Source organism: Parabacteroides sp. AF39-10AC (genome assembly GCF_003635405.1).
GTDB classification, from domain to species: domain Bacteria; phylum Bacteroidota; class Bacteroidia; order Bacteroidales; family Tannerellaceae; genus Parabacteroides; species Parabacteroides distasonis.
In genome coordinates, this window is record NZ_QTLP01000019.1 from 56,313 (window position 1) to 81,132 (window position 24,820).

Below are 24,820 nucleotides of genomic sequence, written 5' to 3' on the forward strand. Positions count from 1 at the left end.
TACAATATTTATACTAAAAATCATCATCTAGTCCAGAATATCTCCTAAAACACTTATCAAGTTTTATTTTTTCATATATATTGTTTACACTCTTTTCTCCAAAATGGATATTTCTCTTATAATTAATTAAATTATTTTTAATTATTTCAAGAAACTCAACTTTCTCCCATTCGCTATTAATAGTCATACTTGGACATTCCAAAAAATGAACAATTTTGCATTCTTTACATTCATCATCATATAAGACACGATTTTTTATATAAAGCACTGACAATCGGCTAAAATATTTCAAAACTAAGTCTTTATTCCATGGAACAGCATTATTTAAAGATAACAATTTCCAATTCCAATTATCTATATATTTGTCTATTAGATTTTCACACCAAGGAATCGATTTATTTCGACTAAGATTTGAATAATTCCAATTATCTCTAAATTCATCTATAAAATCATCTGACCAAACTAAACTTTCATCAAGACTTAAAGTATTCCAATCCAAACTTTTTTTATTAGCTCTTATATATTCAATCGAAAATAAAGGAGATACACTATTTTCCTTCACCTCAGCAACTGACTGATATTCTTCTAAACCACTTCTGATTGAACAATCAACAATAGGTGTAGTATTTTTAAAAAAACAGTTGTCACTATTAATCTCGTTTCCCATCTTAACAGATTTGAGAGATGATATTTTACCCTCATCCCAATATTTAGAAAGCAATTCTATATTTTCAAGAAACAAAATATTATGTACAAATTCGTAATCATTACCACATTTTTCATTCATCTCCTTTAGTAACTGAGGGGCTAGTGGCAAATATGGATTTGAACGCAATGTATGCACTTCTATTTTCTCCTTAAAGCGCAGTATCCATGACAATTTCCATGGTATTTCATTATTTTCTTCACAAAAGCGATAAAAATTTTCATCGTAAAAAAATAACTTTATTTGAGAAAAATAATTTTCTAAAACAGAAAGCAATGAATAATCCCACTTTATCTTTTTATAAAGCTCATTCAGATCTACCCAAAATGTATTTTCATCCCGATGTGTCAATATCAAAGAAAGATTTTCATGGAAATTTTTAATATTATCCTTATATGAAATAGACAACTCTAAATTGGGACATTGTATTATATTGTATTTAATTGGATAGCATAGATCTCGTTCATCCCATTTTTCTTTAAAAATTTGATATAACTCATCTGTCCACAAATATTCTGAACGATTATTACACAAAATATGCCAATTCCATTTATTTTTAAATCTATTTATTAAAGCTTTATTCCACAAGAGATTTCCAATCTGTTCTTTATCACTCAAAATATCCCAATCTAATTGAGCTTCATAATTTTCCAAGAAATATATAGACCAAATATCTTGTGGTATATTATCACTATCACAAAGGATAGACCAATCCCAGTAATCCGAAAATATATTTATTATATCTTCCGTCTTGATAAACATTCTATTCGCCGATAAATTTTTCCAACAAAAAACATCTAAAGTTTTTTGTTCCATCCAAAAACGGACTAATTCATAATTAACATGCACTTGTTCATCTAGACATAGATAACTAACAATTAATTTATTTACACTTTCACTTTCTATAGTTTTATAGCATTCACCATCTGCCCCACCACCATCGCCATAGTATTTAACGACACCTTTAACTTCAATAAATTTCCATTTTTGATCATAATATTCCACTAAATCATCACACATATCATCTAAAGGACTAGGTATGTCATCTAAAGGTTTAAATAAGTCATCTGAAAAATTATTTAAAGGTAAGCAAGATGGCTTTATTTTAGATAAATTAAAACTATCATTTGGTGCAGGAATAATAGGAATTAGATCATCAATTGAAAAAGCCACTATAAATTCAACTGGCAGATAGAATTTTTCTTTATTTACACGCTTTAAATACCACTCTCTATAATTCATAGATGCATTAATCCAATATTTACAGAGTATTGGTTTTATTGCATTAATAGAATAACAATAGTCACCTTCTTCATCAAACCGTTCTGTTATAAAGTTCCAAAACCAACAAAACATCTCTCGCTTTAAATAAGGAGCATCTATACTTTCTTTACCATGTTCAAAATACCAAAGATCAAGAGCCTTAAAATATCTATCAACCCACAAACATCCTAATTTTAAAAAGTTCTTCCTTTTTTCAGAAAGAAAACAAAGATCTTGCTCTTGTACAAATATTGGCCAATCAATACATTCTTTTAGAGCATTTATCGTCTTATCATTCCACTCTATATGTTTATTTTTACTGATCTCACTCCAACCGAGTATTTTTTTATAAATTAAAAGTTCTTGAAAAGAGAATTTCTGAGTAAGACATATATTTTTCAAAAAATCAGACTCTCTGTCTAACGCTTTATAATTGTCTATAAGTTGTATATTCTCTAAATTTACACCTAATGCTGCTGATACAAACAATACAGAATTCACATCTTGTTCATATATAATCTTATAATATAAAGCCATTAAAACTTTCACATCAATATTCCCATACAACAATAATAGCTCATCGCTTATACCGATTTTTTTACAATAGATTCCGTTCAAAACTTGTTCTTCAAACAGAGAAACATCCTTATTTAATAATTTACATTTTAAATAGACAACTGCCTTAATAATAAATAGCAAATCAAAATAAATTTCATATTTATCACTTTCTTCCGCTGTTAAAAAAAACTTACATATCCCAGCAACACTAAAATATCTCTGTTGCTCACCTTTAAATGGCATATACAAATTATCATAATCAACCAATCTTATATCATTATCCTCTTGAACTATAATATTATCGAAAGATAAATTACCATGAATAAAATCTTTTGTAAATAAATCAGACACAACTTGTATAAACCTCAAATAGATAATATTCAACTTTTCTAAATGATTCGGAATCCATACATTTAGCGTTTTCAGACAATCACCAAGCGTTACTCCCTCAATCCAATCCATTAATACAGCCGGGACATTCCCTTGATATATAATTGAATCAATTGTAATTGTCACATATCTAAAGTCCACAAGATATGAAGGTTGCTCATTGTACTCAAAATAATTCACATAAGAGTTATAATTTTTTTTTCTTATCATTGATAGTTTTTCATTAATCTCATCCCCCTTGTTTATTGCCCTATTAATAGTATCAGAAATATAGCATTTCAATGCGTAATATTTACCATTACAGCTATCCTGCATCTTAAAAACTACAGATCTTTCTCCATTCTGGCTTATATTACATGGTAACAAATGTAGATTAGGGCATTCATCTATTACAAATTTACCCTCTTGGATAATGCCCTGCCATTGTTCTTTAGATGGATATAACATCTTCATAATACACCACTCCTATCACATTTTAAATAAATACAAAATTCAAAATAATCGTATTCGGACAAATAACCCATTTCATTACCTTATTACAAGTACGAAGCTTATGCAATGGTGATTATTCCCTTCATAAAGATAAACATTATGTTACGCACCATCCCACCACACCTAAAAACAAATGGATTCGACATGATGGAAACATCACAAATATAGCGAATTTCCATCATCTCCCCCCTACAAATACCCACAAATACGCCTTATCAAACAAAATATCTATTACCTTTGCCCCAAACCTTAGCCTAGGTTTCATACTAGAACATTAATAACTTTATAAAAATTTACGCTATGGATATTTTTGATTTACTATTCGGTTGGGGCGGGCAGGCCATGCAGTTAACATTCCAATATGGATTTATCCTTAAAGAAGAAGATTTCCTTGAGCTTACCGATGAGCAATACGTGCAGTTTCACATCAAGATGGGGGAATGTAACGAAAAGGTCTTTTTGATCGCACCGGCAGATCCGAGAAACGCAATAGAGGCGGACTCAACGGAGCTACCGATCGTAACCGAATCCCAAAAGGACGCTTTTCTTGAGGCTGCCAAAGACATAGAGAAATATTGCGAAGGAAAGGATTTCCATACGGATGAGGAGAAGTTACGGTTTGCGGCGAGACATATGCCAGATATATTCTCCAAAGGCTCCAAATATGAGAAATACTCTAAATTCTCAGTCACCAAGCGACAGAAAGGCAAGTAGATAATGCTTTCCCGTATCGTCATCGCCTTGGGTGTAGGCGATGATGATAACCGGGATCAGCCCTTTGCTACTTCATACCGCATAAAGAGGAATATTCGTCAGGTTGCCTTGCTCCTTGTAAGGCAGCATGGAATATCGCTCCGCATGCAGGCTTGGTACCTTGTCCAATAAGTTCATCAAGGAATTAGCCCGGACATTTCCTTCGGCCTTCACTTCTATCGGGATCATTTCCGCTCCCCGCTGGATGATGAAATCAAGCTCTAGGCGCGAATTGTCCGCCGTATGATAATAAATGGGAGACACGCCTTTGCTTTTCATCTGTTGCAAAACGTATTGCTCAGTTAGTCCACCCTTATACTCCTTGAATATATCATTCTTTATCAAGACTTGCGCAGGATCGGTCTGGACCATCGCTCCCATCAAGCCAAGGTCTACCATATAAAGCTTGAAAGCCGATAAGTCCTCGTACACGGCGAGCGGCAACTCGGGTTTTGCGCATCGAGGTACCTTATACAACAAACCCGCATTGACAAGCCATTGTATGGAAAACTCAAAGTCGTTGGCCCTCGCGCCTTTACGTAAAGCGCCATAGATAAACTTCTTATTCTCCTTGAATAATTGAGACGGCACACTGTTCCAAACCATCCGGATACGCGGCACTTGCTCTTTGGGCGCATGTTTCGAGAAATCAAGATCGTAACCTTGGAGAATCTCCTGCTGGATACGCCTTACCTCCCGTAAAGCTCCGGTCTCCACGTATTTGGAAACAGCCTCCGGCATGCCTCCCACATAATAATACTGGCGGAGAAGATCCACATACTTCTCATGCAACAGACTCATCATCCCATAGTCACGGCTCATAAGTAGTTTACAGGCCTCTTTCTCTCCTTTCGCCATAAGAAACTCCTCGAAACTCATAGGATACAGGTTGATGACATTAACCTTACCTACCGGATATGATACATTCTCATGCAAAGAAATTCCCAAAAGCGAACCCGCCACCGCGATATGGTAGTCCGGAGCTTCCTCCTTAAAATACTTCAACGCCTCCAATACCTCCGGAATATCTTGTACCTCATCCAAAATGACGAGCGTATCACCCGGAGTAATATCCACCGAAGTCATGGCACGGAGACCACGCAAAATTCTTTCCACATCAAAGTCCTGCGTAAAAAGCTGCCGGGCAAGATTGTTCTTACGACATACGACATAAGCCTCTTTCTTATATTCAAGCCTGGCAAACTCATGGAGTAACCAAGTCTTGCCCACTTGTCTGGCACCATTAAGGATAAGAGGTTTTCTGTCCGCTCTTTCTTTCCATTCAATAAGTTCCTTTAAAACAGTTCTTTCCATATGAATACAACATTTTTACGCGGATAAATATAGCTAATCATCACATTTTTCAGCACCAATTCGCCATACAAATATACATAAATACGCGGATATAAGGTATACGGACGTACATTTTTACGCGGCATACGTTCTTTTACCTACCTGTCTACCCTCTACTCCCCTAAGCAAAAAACGCTCTACTCCTATATGAATTCTTGCTCGATAGCTTATGGATTCTTGTTCGCATACTGTATAATTCTACAAACCACGACGTGGTCTGTACAGATCAAGACGTGGAATATACAAATCACGACGTGGTCTATATATTCCACGGTGATAATTTGGAAATAGATCAAGTAGTTAGTATATTTGTATATAGTAAGAAGAATGTTTTTAACTTGAAGATACAAACAATTATACCTAGTAGCAGTTATGGCAGAATATATCAAGCAAGAGATGTGCGACCTGAACGGGACGGGGGAAAAGCCGGTGTATTATCGGATGAAGATACAACGGAACATGGACATGGAGGATTTCGTGGAACGGATCACCTACCCCGGATCGGGCTTGAGCAGGGGTAGCGTAATACAGGTGATGACGACAGTAGCGGAACATCTGGCCTATTGCATGGCGGAAGGGCAGTCGGTCACGTTGGATGGCATCGGTACGTTCACGCCCCGCCTAGGCGTAGCGAAGGACAAGGAGATCGACTCGCTGGATGGTGACGAACCGAAGCGTAACGCACGGAGCATCGAGGTGAATGGTATCAACTACCGGGCCGACAAGGAACTGGTACAGGAAACTAACCTGCGTTGCGATTTAAGACGGGGAGGTATCAGCCGTGTCCGGAAATCGCCCTTCACCGAAGAGGAGCGCCGAACACGGGCATTGGATTACCTGGATGAACATCCATTCCTGCGCATACAAGACTACATGGCTGTCACCGGACTAAAACGTAGTAGCGCAAACCGTGAGCTACTACGCCTCAGTAGCGACCCGGCGAGTGGAATCACCATATCGGGTTATGGAAGCCACCGGGTGTATGTCCGCAGGAAAACAGAGGGCGATCGCTAATTTGAAAATGATTACCTTTGTCTTATTATCTTAAAACATATTATTTATGAAAAAAATAAAGAATATATTGTTGATACTATGTCTGTTAAGCCAAGTATTACCTCTATCCGCTCAGTGGAAGCATGAACCTACACCAAATGATACGCTACAGTCGGTACGTGTGTTGGATAAGGGTGACCTGTTAATGAGTATTTACGCTCCCGAGGCCAAGAAGGTGAGCGTGATGGGCGATATCGCCATGCATGAGGCTACCCGGGCGGAGAATGGTGTTTGGTTTGCCACGGTGCCGGGCGTGAAGGATGGCATTTATCGTTATTGGTTCGTGGTAGATGGCGTACGGGTGTATGATCCGAAGGGTGCCTTGTCTTCCGAGACTTCCGCTTTGCTGGAGGTAAACAAGGGGGGGGACGGATTTCTTCGCCATGAAGGATGTTCCGCATGGGGCCATGGCGGAACGTTATTACCAATCGAAGACGTTGGACACCATGCGCCGTTTGCATGTATGGACACCGGCCGGTTATGAGAAGATGTCCGGCAAATTGCCTGTATTGTATCTGATCCATGGCGGTGGCGATAATGACAACGCTTGGCCTACGGTAGGTGCCGCTGGATTGATCCTTGATAACTTGATGGCCGAGGGGAAAATGCAACCGATGGTGGTGGTCATGCCCAACGGTACGATCCATACCGAGAGCTTGGAGGGTGAGGTCCCTTTGTTCGCGAAAGATTTGATGAACGATATCATTCCTTTTATAGAGGCTAATTACCCGGTATTGACCGATAAGGATCATAGGGCGTTGGCGGGCCTTTCCATGGGTGGTCTGGAGACACTTGAGGTTGGATTGGATCATTATCATCATTTCGGGTACCTGTGGGTGCTTAGTTCCGGATGGTTCGCTACCGACACGGACAATTACGCCAAGAAAGCCGTTTATCTAAAGAAGATAGCCGCCGACTTCAACAAGACCGTGCGTCAGTTGTATTTCACGCAGGGAGGCCCGGAGGATATCGCCTACAAGAATGGCCAAGCGATGCTGAAACTGTTCGACGCTGCGGGCATCAAGTACGAGTATAGCGAGATGCCCGGCGGACATACTTGGTATGTATGGCGCCATGATTTATATAACATGGCGCAACAGCTGTTTAAGTAAGACACGACCTACTCCACCCAATGGTGTCCCGAGTCGAGATGCTTGCGAGTGCCGTTCGGTCTTATCAGTTCGGCGGAGGTGCCTTCCGGGATTTGGAGATCGAACTTCAATCGCTTGCCTTTCTTCTTGATACTTACTTGGATGGTTCCATAATGAGTCTCTAGGCTGGCCGAGGCTTCCGATAAGGAACCCAATTGAGGCGAGATCTTAAAGGTACGGAAGCCGGGAGAGGTTGGCTCGATACCGCAGACCTTCTGGCTCAATAAGGTAAGCGGGCCACCGCTCCAAGCGTGATTGATCGTGCCGCCACCGAAGCCCTCGGCTCCGATGCCCCATCCCTCGAACAAGGTCGTGTATTCGGCATAATCCAGCATACGGGTGTAACGTTGCTTCATCCGTTCCAAGGCAAACGCCGGCTCGCCCATCTGGAAAAGGGCCTCTAGGACATACTTCTCCATATAAGGGCTGGCGTGATACTCCTTTTTAAGCACCTTCGTCAGCGCCGGATACTTATCTTTCGAGGCCAGCCCGGAAACAACCGCCATGGCTTGGGAGCGATCGTCCGTCTCCCCTTTATAGCCGGGGGAGCGATAGGCGGAACCTGTCCAGAACTTCGTGTCGAAACAACGTTCTATGCTACGCATCATCCGGGAGATCTCATCGGCATCCTTATCCTTGCCGAGTTGCAGGGCGAAGGCTCGCTCCGCATTCAAGGCCAGATAATACCAGCAATTGGTCAATACACCCATATCGACGTGCTCGCCCCAGTCGCCCCAGCTCCAAGCGCCTTGACGCTCGATCACCAAGCCACTCTTATCGACTTGCCAAACCTCGTGCAGGTAACGGCGCATCCGGTCGTATATCACCGGAACGAAACTACTGTCGGCACTATAATAATATTGCGTATAAAAACCGTACCAACCGATAGACGCCAACATCTGTAAAGGAAGCTCCTTATCCCAATTACCCGCCGGAACCGGAGCGTAGAGCGTTCCGTCCTCCCGCTGCCAATTCATTAATTCATGGATGCCTTTTACGGCTAGTTTCTGCCCGGACGGAGAAAGGGCGTAGAAAGCCTCGCCTAGCTCATTCACCTCGTCGCCCCACCATTGGGCACGTTCACGATCCGGACAGTCCATATAATTATCACGCATCGTTATGTATAAGGTGCGGGCAGAACGTTGCCAAAGCTCGTCGTAGAACGGGTCGTCACAATGGAAAGAGCCCGCGAGGTCCGTGTTGTAACCGGTCTCACGGTATTTCACATCCAGCACCTTCACGCCCTCGGGGATGATGTAATAGACCTCATGGCCGTTCATCCAGCCATAGCTTTCGTATTCCTGCTCACCCTCACGGGTGATATATTCGGCACGTACATTACGCTCGCTTCCTCCCTCGTAATTATCCATCCGGATGTGGATAGTCTTTCCGGCTTCCGCCTCTACTTTTAGATACGGAGTGATCTGGGCATTATAGGGCAAACGACAGAACAGGGTATCACCTCTCAAGGATTCCCGGACGGATACATAGGATAACAGGCCGCTGTTTTTCCACTGGGGTATCGGACGTTCCACCAGCTCCCCGAAAGGAGCTTTCCCCGCCTTACCGACGCAGACCGCCCCCGGAAGGGAACCTTCGAAACTCGTACGGTTCCAGTTTGTTATCGCTTGACGGGCATCGAAGCGGATATTACTCTCCGGCATACGGTAATTCGGGAAAGGGGCCTCGGTATTTTGATAGGCCTCATACAAGGCACACTGCCAGCTCGCGTCGGAGACGATCTCCAGTCCCGGAGCGATCGCCTCGAATAACAAAGCTGCTTTCCCACTGTTGATATGACTGAAACCGTCTTTCCCGAAATGCCAGAGCAAGATAGCGATGGTGTTCAAGCCTTTTGTCAGGTAAGGGGCGATATCTACCGGATCGTAATAAGTCCCGGAAGGAGAAGGTCCTCTTTTCAAGCCACCCTCGAAGACAACCAGTTGGTCGTTGATCCAAAGCCAATACTTGGAATCGGCGGCGATACGGGCGATGAGTTGATTCGGGACATCCGTCACAGCGAATGATTTACGGTAGATCAACCAAGTATTCGTAGCGCTTTGGCAACGCTCGGTATTGATCCATTGGGCTTTCCAAGGGAAGGCAGCGGGACAACTGTCCGAGGCAGTCACTTTTATCCAGCTGAAAGATAGGAGAAACAATAGAAGAGCAAGAAGTAGCTTGTTCATACGTTTAATCTTTAAGGTTCTCAATTATTTGCTTTCGAAATCCCCAGTTGTAGAGACGGGGCACGCCCCGTCTCTACAACTAGGTAAAATAAGCCAATATAGGCGATGTCATTACCGGCTTACTAAAGTCATACGGTTCTTATCACACCGGATATGAAAACGTATGCGTACCGGCGGATACGGTCTCGGTCTGATCGCCTACCACGATATCGGCGGAGCAATCAGCCGGAATCGTCACGGTAAGCATAACCTTATCCCCTTCCCGTTTCCATTCGCTGGCGATACGGCCGCGTACGGAATGGTACTCACCTTTCGCCCAATCCAGTTCTTTCACGAAATGAGGCGTGATACGGATATGACGGAAGCCCGGAGCCGAGTCGTCATGATTGATACCGGCCAGCTGGTTCATCATCCAAGCGGAGACATCTCCCATAAAGACATGGTTCAAGGAAGCGTCGGCAAACTTCGGACTAAGTGTCCACGTCTCCGGCAATGTGGAGTAACCCATCGTCTCTACCCAATATCCCCAAGAAGGTGCCTCGGTCTTCGTGATCATCTTCATGGCATCCTCGATATAGCCATATTTCGTAAGCATGGCCGGAACGGTCTTACTGCCTAATAGACCAAAATCCAAGAAATAGTTATTTCCCTCTACCACCTCACGCAGCTTATCCGCCACGAGTTGTTCCTTTCCTTCCGGTACAAGTCCCAGATACAAGGCCAAGGCTTGCGCCGTTTGGGTCCCTTCGGCATACACACCGGTCTCGGCGTTGAAGAACTTCTGGTTGATCAAGGATTTGAGCGTATTCGCTTTCTCTTGATAAGGAGCGGCGTCCTTGCCCAGCAAAGAGGCGAAGCGAGCCATCAACTTATAATCCAGATAATAGTAGGCGGTAGAGGTATATTCATTATTCGTCGTAGCTTTCCAATACACCCAGTCACCCAAGCCAAAAGGCAAGTAACCGTCTTTCTCTTTCGTCTTCAAATAATCCAGATATCGCAGCATCGTAGGATATAAGCGTTCTATACTGCGAGACTCGCCATAATAATCATACAAGGCGTTCGGGATGATGAACATGACAGCGTCCCAAACCGGACCCGGCCACTCGCCATATCCCCAACCGCTGGAAGGAATGATACCGGAAATCTCACCCGCCTCACGCTGGTTATCGATAATATCATTCATCCATTTCTCATAAAGCGTGATACCATCGAAGCCCAGCAAACCGAGGTCGATCACGATATGCGCGTCGGCTGTCCAGCCATTTTTCTCCCGTTGCGGACAATCGGTCGGGATACTGTGCAGATTACTGCGGTAAGCCTGCATCGTAGCCTCCCATATCTTATTCAATAGAGGATTCGAACAAGCGAAGGAACCGGACGGACGGACATCGGTATGCATAAACAAGCCGGTCAAGTTCTCTTCCGTTAAAGTAACGGGACGGCTGCTCTCCACCTCCACGTATTGGAAACCGTGATAAGAGAAGGAAGGCATGAAAATCTCCTCCTCTCCCGTACCTTTCAAGGTAAAGACATCCATCTGGAATACCTCGTCCGGCTTGACAGGATGATAATATACATTGATATTGCCTTGCTCCAAGCGACCATCTTTCTTCAACAACTCACCATGTTTTAACGTGATACGGGTTCCCGCCTCACCTTTCACCTTCAAGCGGCAAAGGCCGGACATGTTCTTCGGGAAAGAATATACATATAACTGATCGGAGAAACGTTTCATAGACACGGGCCTCACCTCTTCCGTGATACGGATTCCCGGCATTTGCTGGGCTACCAACAGAGGTGCCGGAGCCTGCGCCGGAAGTGCCGCTTCCCATTTACTATCGTCGAAATGAGCGGTTTTCCATCCGGCCTCTTCCAGCCGGGCATCGAATTTATCGCCGCTGTATATATTATTATAGGTATAGGCCCCGGTGGAAGTCTTCCAAGTCTCGTCCGAACCAATCACCTCCGTCGTACCATCCGTATAGGTAATACGCAACTCACATAGCAGGCGGGGACGATTCCGCCAGCGTGCCTCATGAAAATTCCAGACCGCCACGGACTGCTCATTGTACCAGCCGTTTCCCAGAACAGCGGCCACGGCGTTGTCGCCTTGCTTCAGCAAAGAGGTAACATCATGCGTCACGTACAAAATACGTTTATCGAAATGCGTATACCCCGGGTCCAGATAATTCGTTCCGACCCGCTCGCCATTGATGAATAGCTCATGATACCCAGCAGATGCTATGTACACACGGGCATCCTTCACTTCCTTGCCTACCGGGAAAGACTTGCGGAACAGAGGGGCAGGCTCGAACTCCTTATCCTTATGATCGGTAATCCAAGAGGCGGACCAATCCGAGGGATCGAACTTAGCGGTCTCGAAAGAAGCCGTCTCCGAGGTAGCGCACGGACGCCCTTCACCATCCCATACCGTAACATTCCAGTAATAACGGGTATGAGGTTTCAGGGCCATTCCTTCCGCATAGGGCCGCAAGTCGTCCGGACTCGTACCGATCCGCACCTCATAGCGGGAAGCCTTAAAGCCCTCCTCATTTCCGGAGTATTCCCATGTAAAGCGAGGAGACGAAGTATCCAAGCCGATAGGCTCCGTAAGGTATTCCGTACGGAGATTCGTAGGTATCGTTAATTCATTATTGCTTTTGCAACCGCCTAATAAGAGGGCGGCGAAAGCGTAGATGCAAATAGTTTGTTTCATATATTCTATAATTATATACATTCTACAACTAAGTATAAGAGCTACGGGGTAACTCGTATCTCTTCAGGAGCGTTGATATGGCTTATCACCTTACCGTCCGCACCTTTCTCATGCCGGATCTCGATCACCCCATAAGGCGTGGGGAACGTACCTTCCACCCATTCGAGATCTCCCAGATGTGGGATGATACGTACCGTACGGCAACCCGGTTCCACCACTTGTACGCCCAATACGTACTCGCTTAACCACGATGTGGGACCCGAAGCCCATCCATGGCACAAGCTATGGCGGAAACCTTGATAGCAATACGCCCCATAATCTCCATGAATATCTTTCTTTCCAGCGGGGACCAGCTCATCAATACGCCCTGCGTCAGGAAGCCATTCCATATTGAAATCCTCCCAAAACGTCGTAGCACCTACATCCAGCATAGCTCCCCAATACGTACGGATCACATCTAACGCACCTTGGTAATTACCAGCCAACGCCATCGCCCGTAGCATATAATACCCGTAAAACGTAGAGAAGCCTTTCGCCCCGTCCACCGCCAAGCAACGCTCGTTCGCCTCCTTAGCATCCATGATACCCGCCAGAGCCATCAAGGCGGCGGCCTGTTTATCCCCGGGCGTAATCCGATCTTTCTCCGAAGGGAACCGGGATTTCTTCCGAAGGGAAAACTTAATAGCCTTGGAAGCTACCATACGACATTCCGAAGCCAACGCATCCTCGCCTAAAACGGTACATAACTCCTCTCCCGCACGCATGGCTTGTATCATCAGCGATTGAAGGCCGGCATCGATAGCGGGTGTATTCTCACTGGAAGGCCAATCCAAGAAACGGTTCCCATCCAGTCTCTCTTGTCCGCTTGGGTCAACCTTCGAGATCAAGTGACGCAACAAAGCAGTCATATAAGAGCGTTGCTCTTGCAGATACGCAAGATTCCCTTGGTAATAATACCAATCCCGCTGAATCAACAACCACCAGATCGAGTACGAACTGATACCGTTCATCCAACTAGGCAGCGGCGTAATATCCCGAATCAAATCCAAGCTCTTAGGAACCACCTCATTATAACCGAAGACGGTACTGACCGTCATTACCTCCGGATGTAAATCCCCCACCCAGACGAGACGATCCCGTTTTACGCCGTCCCATAGATATTCCTGCATATTCAAGTGGACCGTGTACGCACCTGTCTTCCAGATCCGGTTCAACCGCTCGTCATTACAACGGAAAGAGCCCAGATAAGGAATATCCCGGAACGTGGAGATCGCACGGACCTCTTTTAATTGCAACTCCGTAGAATCACCCAATACATCAATACGCACGAAACGGAAACCGGAATTACCGATCTCCTGCACGCCCAGCCAAGGGAGCGATACCACGAAATCCCGCATCGCATGATCGTTGCTCGCCCCGTTCGCGCCATCTATCTCGCACATAGCCTCACTAACGGACTCGCCGAAACGAACCCGTACGGAAACCGGATCGTGAGACGGCGGCATACCGGTCACCAGCTGAAGGCCGCCTTGCAACTCCTTCCCGAAATCAAGCAGCAAAGCGGGATGTTCGGTTGGCGTACTTTTCAACACACACAACCGATTATTCGCCAAATCCGACTGTCCGTTGCCCGGAACAAGCAAATGGTTCGCTCCCGTAATTCGCGAACTATCTTGCTGCCAGACAATACGGACCGGGGCGATATACTCCCGTGTCCGATGGTCTCGCTGCTGGGCGAACAACGTGAACGAACCGATCCCTATGAATAGAATGATTAATTTCTTTCGCATACGCTAGAGTCCAAAAGCCGGAACCAAGTCATCCAATTGCTGATCCGTCATACCTTCCGGCTCGTAACCGGTCATGCGGGCACTGAAATAGATCTGGGCGGATTTACTCAACGTATCGATCGCATCGAAGCACTCGATCAGGTCCTCACCGACGGCAAGGATACCGTGCTTCTCCCAGAACACCACGTCGTGCTCCTCCAACTGACGGATCGTAGCGTGCGCCAACGCCAAAGTGCCCGGTATCTCGTAAGGAACGATACCGACCCCTTTCGGCACGATAATCCGACATTCCGGGATCATACTCCATAACGTGCGGGTAATCTTCTCCGAATCCAAGAACGGCTTACAATGCGTCATGCCGATAATATCCGTCGGATGCGTATGCAATACCACCCGGTTATCCCGTCCCTTCGCACGCAAGAAATTGTGCATCAACAAATGGGAAGGCAACTCGGAAGTCGGTGGGATCGGTTGCTCCGCTAGGATATCATACGATTTCCCATCGGCGGCGATACGGATCAAAGAGCCGTTGGCGAAAGGATCTTTCGCCACGTAACGCATCCGTTTTCCGGTACCCGTCACATAAAAGACGTGCCCGCATAAGGCCGTCATCGCCTCTTGCAAGGGAATCGAGGAAACCAAAGCCGGCAACGCCTTCTCCTCCTCGCTCAATAAAGTAGTCAGGTTCACCGATATATTCCCGCCGTTTCGCTCAGCCCAACCCTTGGTCCACAAATAGCCGGCGACCTCGGCGATACGATCTATTTCCGCCATCAGGCGTTCATTGTTTCTTAGTATTATCATGTCTATTTTAATTAAACTATATTCGGATATAATAAGGAAAGGATCAAGATACACATGCCGGTAATCAATACCACGATCGTCCGGCGATCCACGCCCTTCCATTCTTTTAATAAGATGCCCCAGACATTACTGAAAATAACATTCAACGACATCAGGATACTCCACGAGAAAGCCAGCATAACCGGGGAATCCGAGAAATAGCTCTTTCCCATCCCCAGTCCAAAGAACTGCGAGTACCAAAGCACGCCTGCCAAAGCGCAAAATAAGACATTATTCAGCAATGTACCTCCCGATACCGAGAAATAATCCTTGCCCGTCCCGTTTTTCACGTTCTGGAAAATACAATACACAGCGTTCGTACAAAAGCCGCCCAAAGTAACCAACAGTATCACGGGATTCAAGGCGAACAGATCGCTAGCTCCCGCCTCTTTCGCTTTCGCCAGCACCTCGTTTCCCGATTCCAAACCCAAATTGAAGCAGGCGCTCATCACGCCGGCAAGCAAGGCTACCGCCAAGCCCTTAGTCAAGGCAAAATCCTTCACCGCCGCTTTCTTCTCCTCCTCACTCATATTCCGGGCCCGCAGGCTTCCGGCGTAACCGATCACGGCGATACCTGCCAAGGTAATGCAAACACCGGTCAACAGGATCAATCCGGTTCCCTCAAACAGATTCGTTCCACCAAACAAAGCCGGGAAGAGCGTACCGAAACCGGCGCATGTACCCAAGGCGATGCTCTGTCCCAAAGCTACGCCCAGATAACGCATACTCAACCCGAAAGTCAACCCGCCGACACCCCAGAGCATGCCATAGATAACCGCTCCCAAGCTACCCGGCGAACACCATAGCTCCAGTAAGGTACTCCCTTCCGGTACCGCCAACATCGCTCCGAGATAAGGGAAAACCAACCAAGCGAAGATACCTTGCACCAACCAAAAGCTTTCCCAACTCCAATCCCGGATCTTATTGATCGGCACGTACGAGCTACTCTGCCCGAAACTGCCGATCGCGATGATCAACAACCCGATCCCGATCTCTATCATTTCCGTCTTGAGGTAACGTCGGACTCATATTTCTCGATCTCAGCGATATAAGACTCTCCTACGGGGACCCCACTTTGCAGACAATACATATCCCAAACCGCACCCCAAGGCAGACTCTTCGCTTCCTCCTGCAAGGCAAGACGCTGGAAATACTTACCCTCATCCTCGTACTGGCGAAGCAAGGCGATCGGCTCCAGCAAAGCGAGCATAAAGGCTTTTTGCGTAGCACGGCTACCAATGACATAAGCACCGATACGATTGATGGTAGCGTCGAAATAATCCAAACCGATATGTACCCGGTCCAAGGCGTCGCAACGCACGATCTCACGAGCTAAATCCTGCACATCGTCATTCAAGATCACGACATGATCGCTATCCCAACGGATCGGACGACTTACGTGCAACATGATCTCGGGCGTAAACAGCAATAACGAGGAAACCTTGTCGGCGATACTTTCCGTCAAATGGAAATGGCCGGTGTCCAAGGTAACGATCTTGTTCTTTTTCGCCCCGTAACCCAAATAGAAATCATAGGAACCTACCGTATAACTTTCCAGACCGATACCGAAGAGTTTCGCCTCGATACAATCTTTCATCCATTTATATTCGGTAGCGAATATCTCATCCAGCGATTCCTCCAAGATACGGCGATAACGTAAGCGGCTGGCCGGTACTTCCTTGCTCCCGTCATGTATCCAAAGGTTCATCATACAAGGATCGTTCTGGGCTTTACCCATCTCATCGCTGATCCAGCGACAACGCTTCGTATGCTCGATCCAGAAGTTACGGATATCATCGCTGGGGTTCGCCAAGGTCAAATCTCCGCTTTTAGGGTGCGAGAAAGAGGTACTGTTGAAGTCCAACTTAAAATCATTCTCTTTCGCCCATTGTATCCAACTCTCGAAATGATGGGGTTCTACCTCGTCACGGTCTACTTTCTCCCCTTGGAAATCCCCGTAGATCTCATGCAGACTAAGCCGATGATTACCGGGGATATAGGATTTCGCCTTCAATACATCCCGACGCAACTCGTCGATAGTACGGGCACGTCCCGGATAATTGCCGGTCACTTGTATACCACCGGTCAAGGAGCCGCCTTGGTTCTCGAAACCACTTACGTCATCGGCCTGCCAGCAATGCAGGGATAGGGATATTTTCTTCATATCCTCTAATGCTTTACGAACGTCTACACCTACGACCGCATAACGTTCTGCCGCTACTTCAAATGCCTGTTGAATTAAACTGTCTTTTGTCATGGTATGATGTTTTTAAATTTATATGATTTGAAAGTGTATCACCTTTCCGGATAAAATTCCTTGGGAGGGAATGCGGTGGCTATCAGTCTTCGCATCTCCCAACAATCCGTCAGTAATCCTGCCGACTTAGCCTGTATCAAGCAATTTCCAATGGCTGTCGCCTCAGACGGGCCTGCCAATACGGGAATACCGATAGCGTTGGCTGTCAATTGATTCAGCAGATCGTTCCGAGAGCCACCACCTATCACATGCAATCGTTCGATCGGATGTGGCGACATCGGTTTGAGTATTTCCAGCACCTCTTTATAACGATTCGCCAAGCTATAAAATATACAATGTACATAATCGGCGTCCGAAGCGGGAACAGCCTGTCCGGTTTCCTCACAATAGGCCGTGATCTCACGTAGCATATTCTCTGGATTGGCGAAACGGGGATCATCCGGATTGATCAAAGAAGTAAATTCGCTCAACTCCGCCATCCGAACCATATCATCGTACGAATAATCCAATCCGGACCGCTTCCATTGCTCCCGGCAACGTTCCAAGATCCACATACCTGTAATATTCTTCAAAAAGCGAGTCGTACCCTCGATACCCCCCTCATTCGTGAAATTATTCTTGAAAGAGACCTCGTTGATGATCGGCTTCTCCACCTCGATACCCATCAAGCTCCAAGTACCGCTACTCAAGTAAGCGAAATTAGGAGAAGAAGCAGGAACAGCGGCTACCGCCGACGCCGTATCGTGACCAGCCACGGCGATTACCGGGATTTCCCCGATTCCTGTCTTACGGGCGATCGACTCGCTCAACCGCCCGATCAACGTCCCCGGCATCACCACCGGACACATCAAAGTAGGAGATACACCCACGGCCTCCAAGAGCTTGTAATCGAATTTATGGGTTTCCGGGTTCAATAATTGAGACGTGGAAGCGATCGTATATTCACATACCATACGCTCCGTCAACATATAAGCCAAAAGGTCCGGTATGAATAATATCTTTTCCGCCACTTCCTGCGGTATAAACGAGTCTTGCCCCGCCCTGAAAAGCTGGAACAAGCTATTAAACGGCATCACTTGAATACCTGTCCGCTTATAGACCTCTTCCTTGGGAATCCGTTTGAAAAAGTCCTCGGGAGCGCCGTCCGTATAAGGATCTCGGTAAGCACGAGGTAAGCCCAACAAAGAGCCATCCAAAGCCACATACCCAAAATCCACCCCCCATGTATCTATTCCGATCGAGTGCAACCGGATTCTTTGCCGGGCGCATATCGTCAAGCTTTCTATAAGAGAAGTATAAAGATGATAGATATCCCAATAAAACCGTCCGTGTAATTCCACCATCGGATTCGGGAACCGATGGATCTCTTTCATTTCAAATTTGGCATCCTTTAAGGTCCCGAGCACGGCCCGTCCACTGGTAGCCCCTATATCAAAGGCTAGAAAATTATATTCCTTCATGGCTTAACAAAGTTATTTGTTTGACGAAAGCAAAAGTAGAAGCATTATTGCTATATTTGCTTACGAAAATGATTTTAAACCTTTCAAATCTGACATGAACGAACTGCGGAATGATTTACTACGTTACTTGACGATCAGCGCTACGGATGAGGAATGGGGAATCGTCGTCACGACGGTCGGATATCAATTCATCCCGCCGGGTTGCGCCTATCCGCTTTCCCGGCATCCGGAGAAGTATAATTTCAAGCCTCAGACCGGGCGCATCCTGAATGAGTATCAATTGGTATATATAACGAAAGGTAGCGGGTACTTTTCCTCCCAGTCTTGTAAATCGCAAAAGATAAACGCAGGGACGATGATCCTCCTTTTCCCCGGGGAATGGCATAGTTATTATCCGGACCGGGAAACGGGATGGGATGAGTATTGGGTAGGTTTCCGGGGCATTCATATCGATAAACGTGTGGAGAAGAAATTCTTTACCAAGGAAGAGCCGCTACACCGGATCGGGCTGAGCGCTACGATCGTCGGACTTTATGAGGATATACTGAAGTTCGCCTCGGAGGAGAAATCCGGTTACCAACAGATGATCTCCAGTATCGTGCTTCATATATTAGGCTCCGTATATTATAAGGAAAAGAACAACTCCTTCACGAACACCTATGTCGTAGATAAAATCAACGAGGCACGTATATTAATGAAGGAGAACATCGAGGACCCATTAAGTCCGGAAGAGATCGCTGCCCGTCTTGGTTTAGGTTATTCATGGTTTCGCCGGATGTTTAAGGAATACACCGGCGTCTCCCCCGCCCAATATCAATTACAACAGAAGCTCCTTCGTGCGAAAGAGCTTCTGACTAGCACCCCTTTGACGATCTCCGAGATCGCCTATAGCCTGCATTTCGAGAATGCCGGCCAGTTCTCCACATTCTTTAAGAAGAAAGAAGGGGTTACGCCCTCGGAGTTCAGGGATCGGACACATTGAGCTGGAGTGAACCGCTCAATAAGGTTTATAAGGCGTACGCATGACATTCCATGTTTTTGGTAGCCACACTCTATAACGTTCTGCCTGATTCCACGTATTACCAGCTGATGCGAAATCGCACAGATGAATCGGGCGAGCCTTGCCGTTTCCTTCCAAATCCGTTCCTAAAACCATAGGAACGGTAAAAGCCATCCAAGCGAAATCGGGGGCTTGTACCGGAGTTAATTCCACATAACCATCCTTGCTGACGATCACGGAAGCCTCATCCACATCTCCATCCTTAAAGCGGCTATCTCTAGCCAGCACCAAAGGGCCTCTTACGATCGCTTGAGCCTCGTTCAGCTCCACCAAGCGAGCCCGCATATCCAACTCCACCGTAATTTCATCCCCTTTCTCCCAAGTCCTATGAATCGGTAGGTATGCTCCAGCCAACAGATCCGTTAAAGGCTCACCATTGACAGACACCACAGTTCGCTCACTCCACGCCGGGATACGCAAGGCGATCGTAAAATCACTCGTCTTCTCCGGTTCCACCACAATCCGGATTTGCCCATCTATCGGGTAGTCCGTCTCCTGCGTCATCGACACCCTCGTCTTTTTATCCAACTCTACCTCCACGCTCGAAGCCGCATATAGGTTGACATCGATACGTCTGCCGTTTACCTGATAAGCGAACCGCGGAATCATCGCGAAAGCACGAGGTCCATTCGCATTGCAACAATTGATATGCATACCGCATTGCTCCTCTCCTTCATGCCGCCAGCCCTCCAACGGACTGTATTTCGCTATTTGAGAGGCATCCGCTTTCAGCGAGGCTAGTAAAGCGTTATACATAGCCTTCTCGATCTGGTCCGCATATAAGGAATTTCCGGTTAGTCCGAGCATCCTGTCACAAATCTGCATCCACGTGAACGTCACACAAGTCTCCATCGTATGATAAGTAGGATAGGTCTGTAACGCCTTGCCTCCATACCAGCACTCGAACGCACTACCAGAACCGGCCACATTGATTTCCTCATTGATTATATGATTCATCGTTTTCTCCACCACAGATAAATATAATGGATTCTTAGTGACCTTGTAAAGTTCCAACAAGCCCTCATAACAAGACATCATCTCATATGCTTTTTGTCCATTCTCCGGAGAGAACCAAACCTTTGGATGTGGGAAACGTCCGGCGACAGGAATATCCGCAATCGCCTTACTAATCAATCGAGGGCCTTCCGGAGTCTCCCATTGCTTTACGATGTACTTGGCAAAATCCAGATATTTATCTTGCCGGGTACGATTATACAGATACATCACCGGCTCAAGTACCGAAGAGCTTGGCATTCCTATATAATTACCGGTCGTCACGATATTCACTTTTCCGGGTCCCACCTGCGTCATCAAATGGTCGATCACCCGGCAGGCGGCATCCAAAGCTTTTCGATCCCCGGATAAGTCATAATAAGCGATCAAACCTAAAGCCGTGTATTTTCGCCCCCATATATCCCACTGGTTCAACTGTGCTTCCTCGGAATAGTTACCGATATATCCATTCGGCAATTGGGTTTCCATCAACAATTCCGCTCCATTCTTAATAATCTTGTACAACTCAGGATCTTTATCATAACGGTATGAGGCGATCGCCCCTTGTATCCATTTTCCCCAAAATTCCGATTGCCAGCGCGAGGTCTCTTCCTTATGCCGGAAAGGTTCCACCAAATGATCCACATCTTGAGCTTTCACTCGATACTCGATACAAGCGTCGATCCGTTGCCCCAAATAACCGGATATCCTCAAGTGACGTACAGGATCAGTGTTTCTTACTTGCGCATTCATACAACAAACACAAAAACAAAAGAATAGACACGACATGCCTTTTGTTAATACGGATATACTCATAAACACAATTCTTAAGGTTAATAAATGTGATAAAGATAGCACATTCCACTTGTTCGGAACTTTCAGAATTGACAAAATAAATATGAATATTGACACACAAATCGTATCTTAAAATAAAATATCTATTATTTTTCCCCTGATATATTTTGTATGAATCCCAGTAAATACATATTTTTACTTCAAAAAAATTTAAGTTATGAGGGTCATTTATCTTTTACTATCTTTTATGCTTTGTTTCTACCCTGTCACACAGGCGCAAAACACGACGAATCAATTTATGACACAGGCACAAAGCAGCCTGGAAAAAAAAGACTACACCAAAGCTCGTTATCTTTTTTTACAAGCTTACAAGAGCTTATCCCAAAAAGGTGATTACAAACAGGCGATCGATGCCGGTACGCAGGCGGCTTATCTATATTATCGCGAGAATTATTACCAAGAGGCATTCGATCTTTGCCGCCAGATGAACCAATTCATCTTAACCGAGGAACAGAAGTTGCAGAAATCGCTCTATGAGCAACGCTTCCAAGTAACGAAAGAGCGGTTGGAAATGTATATTAAGCTAAAGAACGCCGCCCAAGCGCAAGTTCAACTCAATACATTAGATAATCTGGCCAGCCAAGCGGGCGATGAGAAGTTATCGAACAATTTATTATATACCCAAGCAGGTTATTATTATACGTTCGGGCAAAACGAGCAGGGGGATGCTGCTTTCCAGAAACTGATCAACCAGTATAAGGAGAAAAAAGAATACGAGAAGGTGAACGATTGCTACCGGAACCTGATCTCTATCGCTCGTAAGGCAAACAACGCCCCACTGATGGAACGTACCTACGACAAATACATCGTATGGACGGATTCCGTAAAAGCTCTTACGGCAGAGGATAAACTAGGGGCATTACAACAAAAATACGATCAGAGCCTACAGACAATACAGGAGAAAGACGATAAATTGTCTGTTAAGCAATATATGATTGTCGGACTTATCACATTCGTGGTAATCCTGATAGCTGCCTTACTTTTCTTAGGATTCCTTCTATTACGCTTTATTGTGCTGAACAAGAAATTAAAGAAAATCATCCAGACGACAAACGAGCATAGCGAACAACAAGCCCAATTCATCCAAAACATATCGGTTCAGATGGAGCCTACCTTGAACAAGCTTAGCGCATCCGCCAAAGAATTACAGGCGGTAGCTCCGAAGCAGGCCGAGGATGTATGGACACGGGTAGAGGCTTTGAAACAGTTTACGGTTCATATCCAAGAGCTTTCCTCCTTGGAGAATACGTTGATGGAACCGTATGAGGTTAGTTCTTTTAATGTAGGAAACTTCAGTAAGAAAATCGTGGAGAAGGTTAAAGGGGATATTCAGCCGGAGGTCAATCTCGTAACAGACGTGCCCCAATTGGAGATTAAGACGAACGCCGAGCATCTGGAGCAAGTCTTATTACATTTGTTAAAGAATGCCGCATTATATACTTCCAGCGGTAACATCCGTCTGGAATTTAAACGGAAAGGCGCTCATGTTTGCCAATTTATCATTACCGATAATGGTACAGGCATACCGGATGATCTAAAAGAGAACTTATTCAAGCCATTCAATGAGGCGAAGGATCTAGCGCAAGGCGATGGTTTGGGATTACCCATCTGCGCACTGATGGCTAGTAAATTAAACGGAACCCTATCTATCGATAAGGAATATAAGAAGGGATGCCGGTTCGTCTTGGTATTGCAGATATAAAATAGACTCACCGTGTTTGTCTTTTTACCGCGATGCGGATGCAGTGACGCTGCAATCCGGGTTGTAGTAACACTGCATCCGCATCGCGGTATCACTGCAACCCGGGTTGCAGTAGCTTATTCCGGCAAATGCTTCCGTAAGAACTCAATCCAGTTACCAGAGGCGATACGGTTGATAGCATCGTCCGTAAAGCCACGGTATTGAAGGATCGGGAATATCTTTTGGAGATCGGCGATCGTTACTAGGTCATACGGGCATTGCTCCGTACCGAAAGCACCATCCAGATCACTGCCGATAGCCACATGGTTCGCGTTTCCGGCCAATTGGCAGACATGATCGATATTGTTCGCCATAATCTCCATTCCACAGTTCATGCCTCTTGGAGTAGACTCGCCTCGCACCCAGTTCGGTACCATCATCCAAGCGTCTAGGGCGATACCAATCACGGCGCCACGCTCTATCAACGCCTTGATCATCTCGTCGCTAAACTGGCGGTTGTGATCTACGAAGGCCCGACAGTTGTTATGGCTCGCCCAAATCGGTCCCTTATACAAATCCAATGCATCCCAGAAAGCCTCATCACATAAATGGGTCACGTCAAGAATCATACCCAAGCGATCCATGGTACGCAACAACTCTTTCCCCATGGCATTCAGATGACCGGTAGAATCCGTACCGTTGGCATATCTTCCGGGGCCGTAATGTGCCGGGCCAACCGCCCTCAAGCCATAAGCATACGCCCTTTCCACATGATTCACCGTGATGAACGAGTCGGCGCCCTCGATACTTAATACATAACCGATCGGCTTCTTGTCGGCGGGTTCACCGTCTTTCCAAAGAGCCAGATGCGCTTCCAAGGCCTTCTTATCCCGGATCATGACCATCTGGCCCTCCTCTTCCATCGCCTTATACCAAGCGAGTTGGCCTTGGGTCTGCGCCCAAGCTTGTTCCGGGGAATGCCAACCGGGAAGTGGATTATCCGGCCCTACATAGCGACCGATCTGGGTGGCGACTACTAACCCGACGTTTCCTTTACGCAGTTCCTCAAACGATATAGTGGCATTTCCACGGTCGGGCTTATCGGTCATACCGATTTCTCTCCGATTGATTTCTTTTAGGGGTTCACGCAAATCCCGGTTCCACTCCAAAGCGTTCATGCTAAGGTCGAGATGGGCGTCGATAATAAATGGCTTATTCATTTTATTAATTGAGAGTTGATAATTGATAATTGAA

At 45.8% G+C, this 24,820-nt stretch carries 17 protein-coding genes; 6 read left to right on the plus strand and 11 right to left on the minus strand.

The window, feature by feature from the left end; genetic code table 11:
* Window positions 1–13 precede the first annotated feature (13 nt).
* On the minus strand, window positions 14–3,370 hold the full coding sequence (locus tag DW033_RS16550) for a hypothetical protein (RefSeq protein WP_122382946.1): 3,357 nt from the start codon (window positions 3,368–3,370) through the stop codon (window positions 14–16).
* A 339-nt stretch (window positions 3,371–3,709) separates the two neighbouring features.
* On the opposite strand from DW033_RS16550, the gene DW033_RS16555 reads away from it, so the two are divergent.
* A complete protein-coding gene (locus DW033_RS16555) occupies window positions 3,710–4,123 on the plus strand; it encodes a hypothetical protein (RefSeq protein ID WP_122382947.1) in 414 nt (137 codons plus the stop codon).
* 72 nt (window positions 4,124–4,195) lie between these two features.
* On the opposite strand, the gene DW033_RS16560 is transcribed toward DW033_RS16555, so the two are convergent.
* Window positions 4,196–5,476: an ATP-binding protein gene (locus DW033_RS16560; RefSeq protein ID WP_122382948.1), complete on the minus strand. Its 1,281-nt coding sequence runs from the start codon at window positions 5,474–5,476 to the stop codon at window positions 4,196–4,198.
* 411 nt (window positions 5,477–5,887) lie between these two features.
* Between DW033_RS16560 and DW033_RS16565 the strand changes: the two genes are divergently transcribed.
* Genes DW033_RS16565 through DW033_RS16570 form a run of 3 tightly spaced genes read left to right on the plus strand, consistent with a single transcriptional unit; the run spans window position 5,888 to window position 7,680 of the window.
* Window positions 5,888–6,529: an HU family DNA-binding protein gene (locus DW033_RS16565; protein WP_122382949.1), complete on the plus strand. Its 642-nt coding sequence runs from the start codon at window positions 5,888–5,890 to the stop codon at window positions 6,527–6,529.
* Window positions 6,530–6,575: 46 nt separating this feature from the next.
* Entirely contained in the window at window positions 6,576–7,052 is a 477-nt protein-coding gene (locus DW033_RS24955) for a hypothetical protein (RefSeq protein WP_233554221.1), read from the plus strand.
* Window positions 6,952–7,680, plus strand: a complete 729-nt coding sequence (locus DW033_RS16570; RefSeq protein WP_233554222.1) for an esterase family protein — start codon at window positions 6,952–6,954, stop codon at window positions 7,678–7,680. The genes DW033_RS24955 and DW033_RS16570 overlap by 101 nt, the downstream gene beginning before the upstream one ends.
* Before the next feature lie 8 nt (window positions 7,681–7,688).
* Here the strand turns inward: DW033_RS16570 and DW033_RS16575 are convergent, their stop codons facing one another.
* The 7 genes from DW033_RS16575 to DW033_RS16605 form a co-directional block, all read right to left on the minus strand.
* Entirely contained in the window at window positions 7,689–9,908 is a 2,220-nt protein-coding gene (locus DW033_RS16575; protein ID WP_122382950.1) for an alpha-L-rhamnosidase C-terminal domain-containing protein, read from the minus strand.
* A gap of 142 nt (window positions 9,909–10,050) precedes the next feature.
* The gene (locus DW033_RS16580; RefSeq protein WP_122382951.1) at window positions 10,051–12,648 is read right to left on the minus strand and encodes a family 78 glycoside hydrolase catalytic domain; all 2,598 of its coding nucleotides are present in this window, start codon (window positions 12,646–12,648) and stop codon (window positions 10,051–10,053) included.
* Window positions 12,649–12,668: 20 nt separating this feature from the next.
* Window positions 12,669–14,417 carry an alpha-L-rhamnosidase C-terminal domain-containing protein gene (locus DW033_RS16585; protein WP_122382952.1) on the minus strand — a complete coding sequence of 583 codons (1,749 nt, stop codon included), beginning with the start codon at window positions 14,415–14,417 and terminating at the stop codon, window positions 12,669–12,671.
* Between the two features lie 3 nt (window positions 14,418–14,420).
* On the minus strand, window positions 14,421–15,221 hold the full coding sequence (rhaD, locus tag DW033_RS16590; RefSeq protein WP_005856479.1) for a rhamnulose-1-phosphate aldolase: 801 nt from the start codon (window positions 15,219–15,221) through the stop codon (window positions 14,421–14,423).
* 11 nt (window positions 15,222–15,232) lie between these two features.
* Entirely contained in the window at window positions 15,233–16,258 is a 1,026-nt protein-coding gene (gene rhaT, locus DW033_RS16595) for an L-rhamnose/proton symporter RhaT (RefSeq protein ID WP_085931216.1), read from the minus strand.
* The gene (locus tag DW033_RS16600) at window positions 16,258–17,517 is read right to left on the minus strand and encodes an L-rhamnose isomerase (RefSeq protein WP_122382953.1); all 1,260 of its coding nucleotides are present in this window, start codon (window positions 17,515–17,517) and stop codon (window positions 16,258–16,260) included. The genes rhaT and DW033_RS16600 overlap by 1 nt, the downstream gene beginning before the upstream one ends.
* Before the next feature lie 38 nt (window positions 17,518–17,555).
* Window positions 17,556–18,977, minus strand: coding sequence for a rhamnulokinase family protein (locus tag DW033_RS16605; RefSeq protein ID WP_048927389.1), 1,422 nt, complete (start codon window positions 18,975–18,977; stop codon window positions 17,556–17,558).
* Window positions 18,978–19,071: 94 nt separating this feature from the next.
* Between DW033_RS16605 and DW033_RS16610 the strand changes: the two genes are divergently transcribed.
* Window positions 19,072–19,959, plus strand: a complete 888-nt coding sequence (locus DW033_RS16610) for an AraC family transcriptional regulator (RefSeq protein WP_005856470.1) — start codon at window positions 19,072–19,074, stop codon at window positions 19,957–19,959.
* A 15-nt stretch (window positions 19,960–19,974) separates the two neighbouring features.
* On the opposite strand, the gene DW033_RS16615 is transcribed toward DW033_RS16610, so the two are convergent.
* Window positions 19,975–21,846, minus strand: coding sequence for a glycoside hydrolase family 127 protein (locus DW033_RS16615; RefSeq protein ID WP_122382954.1), 1,872 nt, complete (start codon window positions 21,844–21,846; stop codon window positions 19,975–19,977).
* A gap of 196 nt (window positions 21,847–22,042) precedes the next feature.
* Between DW033_RS16615 and DW033_RS16620 the strand changes: the two genes are divergently transcribed.
* Complete coding sequence (locus tag DW033_RS16620; protein ID WP_036614327.1) at window positions 22,043–23,587, plus strand: HAMP domain-containing sensor histidine kinase; 1,545 nt, start codon at window positions 22,043–22,045, stop codon at window positions 23,585–23,587.
* Window positions 23,588–23,703: 116 nt separating this feature from the next.
* Here DW033_RS16620 and DW033_RS16625 read toward each other — a convergent pair whose 3' ends face one another.
* On the minus strand, window positions 23,704–24,786 hold the full coding sequence (locus DW033_RS16625; protein ID WP_005856457.1) for a dipeptidase: 1,083 nt from the start codon (window positions 24,784–24,786) through the stop codon (window positions 23,704–23,706).
* Window positions 24,787–24,820 lie beyond the last annotated feature (34 nt).

Coding starts and splice junctions, on each gene's coding strand:
- DW033_RS16550 (WP_122382946.1), bottom strand. CDS start 3,370: ATGAAGATGTTATATCCATCTAAAGAACAATGGCAGGGCATTATCCAA.
- DW033_RS16555 (WP_122382947.1), top strand. CDS start 3,710: ATGGATATTTTTGATTTACTATTCGGTTGGGGCGGGCAGGCCATGCAG.
- DW033_RS16560 (WP_122382948.1), bottom strand. CDS start 5,476: ATGGAAAGAACTGTTTTAAAGGAACTTATTGAATGGAAAGAAAGAGCG.
- DW033_RS16565 (WP_122382949.1), top strand. CDS start 5,888: ATGGCAGAATATATCAAGCAAGAGATGTGCGACCTGAACGGGACGGGG.
- DW033_RS24955 (WP_233554221.1), top strand. CDS start 6,576: ATGAAAAAAATAAAGAATATATTGTTGATACTATGTCTGTTAAGCCAA.
- DW033_RS16570 (WP_233554222.1), top strand. CDS start 6,952: ATGAAGGATGTTCCGCATGGGGCCATGGCGGAACGTTATTACCAATCG.
- DW033_RS16575 (WP_122382950.1), bottom strand. CDS start 9,908: ATGAACAAGCTACTTCTTGCTCTTCTATTGTTTCTCCTATCTTTCAGC.
- DW033_RS16580 (WP_122382951.1), bottom strand. CDS start 12,648: ATGTATATAATTATAGAATATATGAAACAAACTATTTGCATCTACGCT.
- DW033_RS16585 (WP_122382952.1), bottom strand. CDS start 14,417: ATGCGAAAGAAATTAATCATTCTATTCATAGGGATCGGTTCGTTCACG.
- rhaD (WP_005856479.1), bottom strand. CDS start 15,221: ATGATAATACTAAGAAACAATGAACGCCTGATGGCGGAAATAGATCGT.
- DW033_RS16600 (WP_122382953.1), bottom strand. CDS start 17,517: ATGACAAAAGACAGTTTAATTCAACAGGCATTTGAAGTAGCGGCAGAA.
- DW033_RS16605 (WP_048927389.1), bottom strand. CDS start 18,977: ATGAAGGAATATAATTTTCTAGCCTTTGATATAGGGGCTACCAGTGGA.
- DW033_RS16610 (WP_005856470.1), top strand. CDS start 19,072: ATGAACGAACTGCGGAATGATTTACTACGTTACTTGACGATCAGCGCT.
- DW033_RS16615 (WP_122382954.1), bottom strand. CDS start 21,846: ATGAGTATATCCGTATTAACAAAAGGCATGTCGTGTCTATTCTTTTGT.
- DW033_RS16620 (WP_036614327.1), top strand. CDS start 22,043: ATGAGGGTCATTTATCTTTTACTATCTTTTATGCTTTGTTTCTACCCT.
- DW033_RS16625 (WP_005856457.1), bottom strand. CDS start 24,786: ATGAATAAGCCATTTATTATCGACGCCCATCTCGACCTTAGCATGAAC.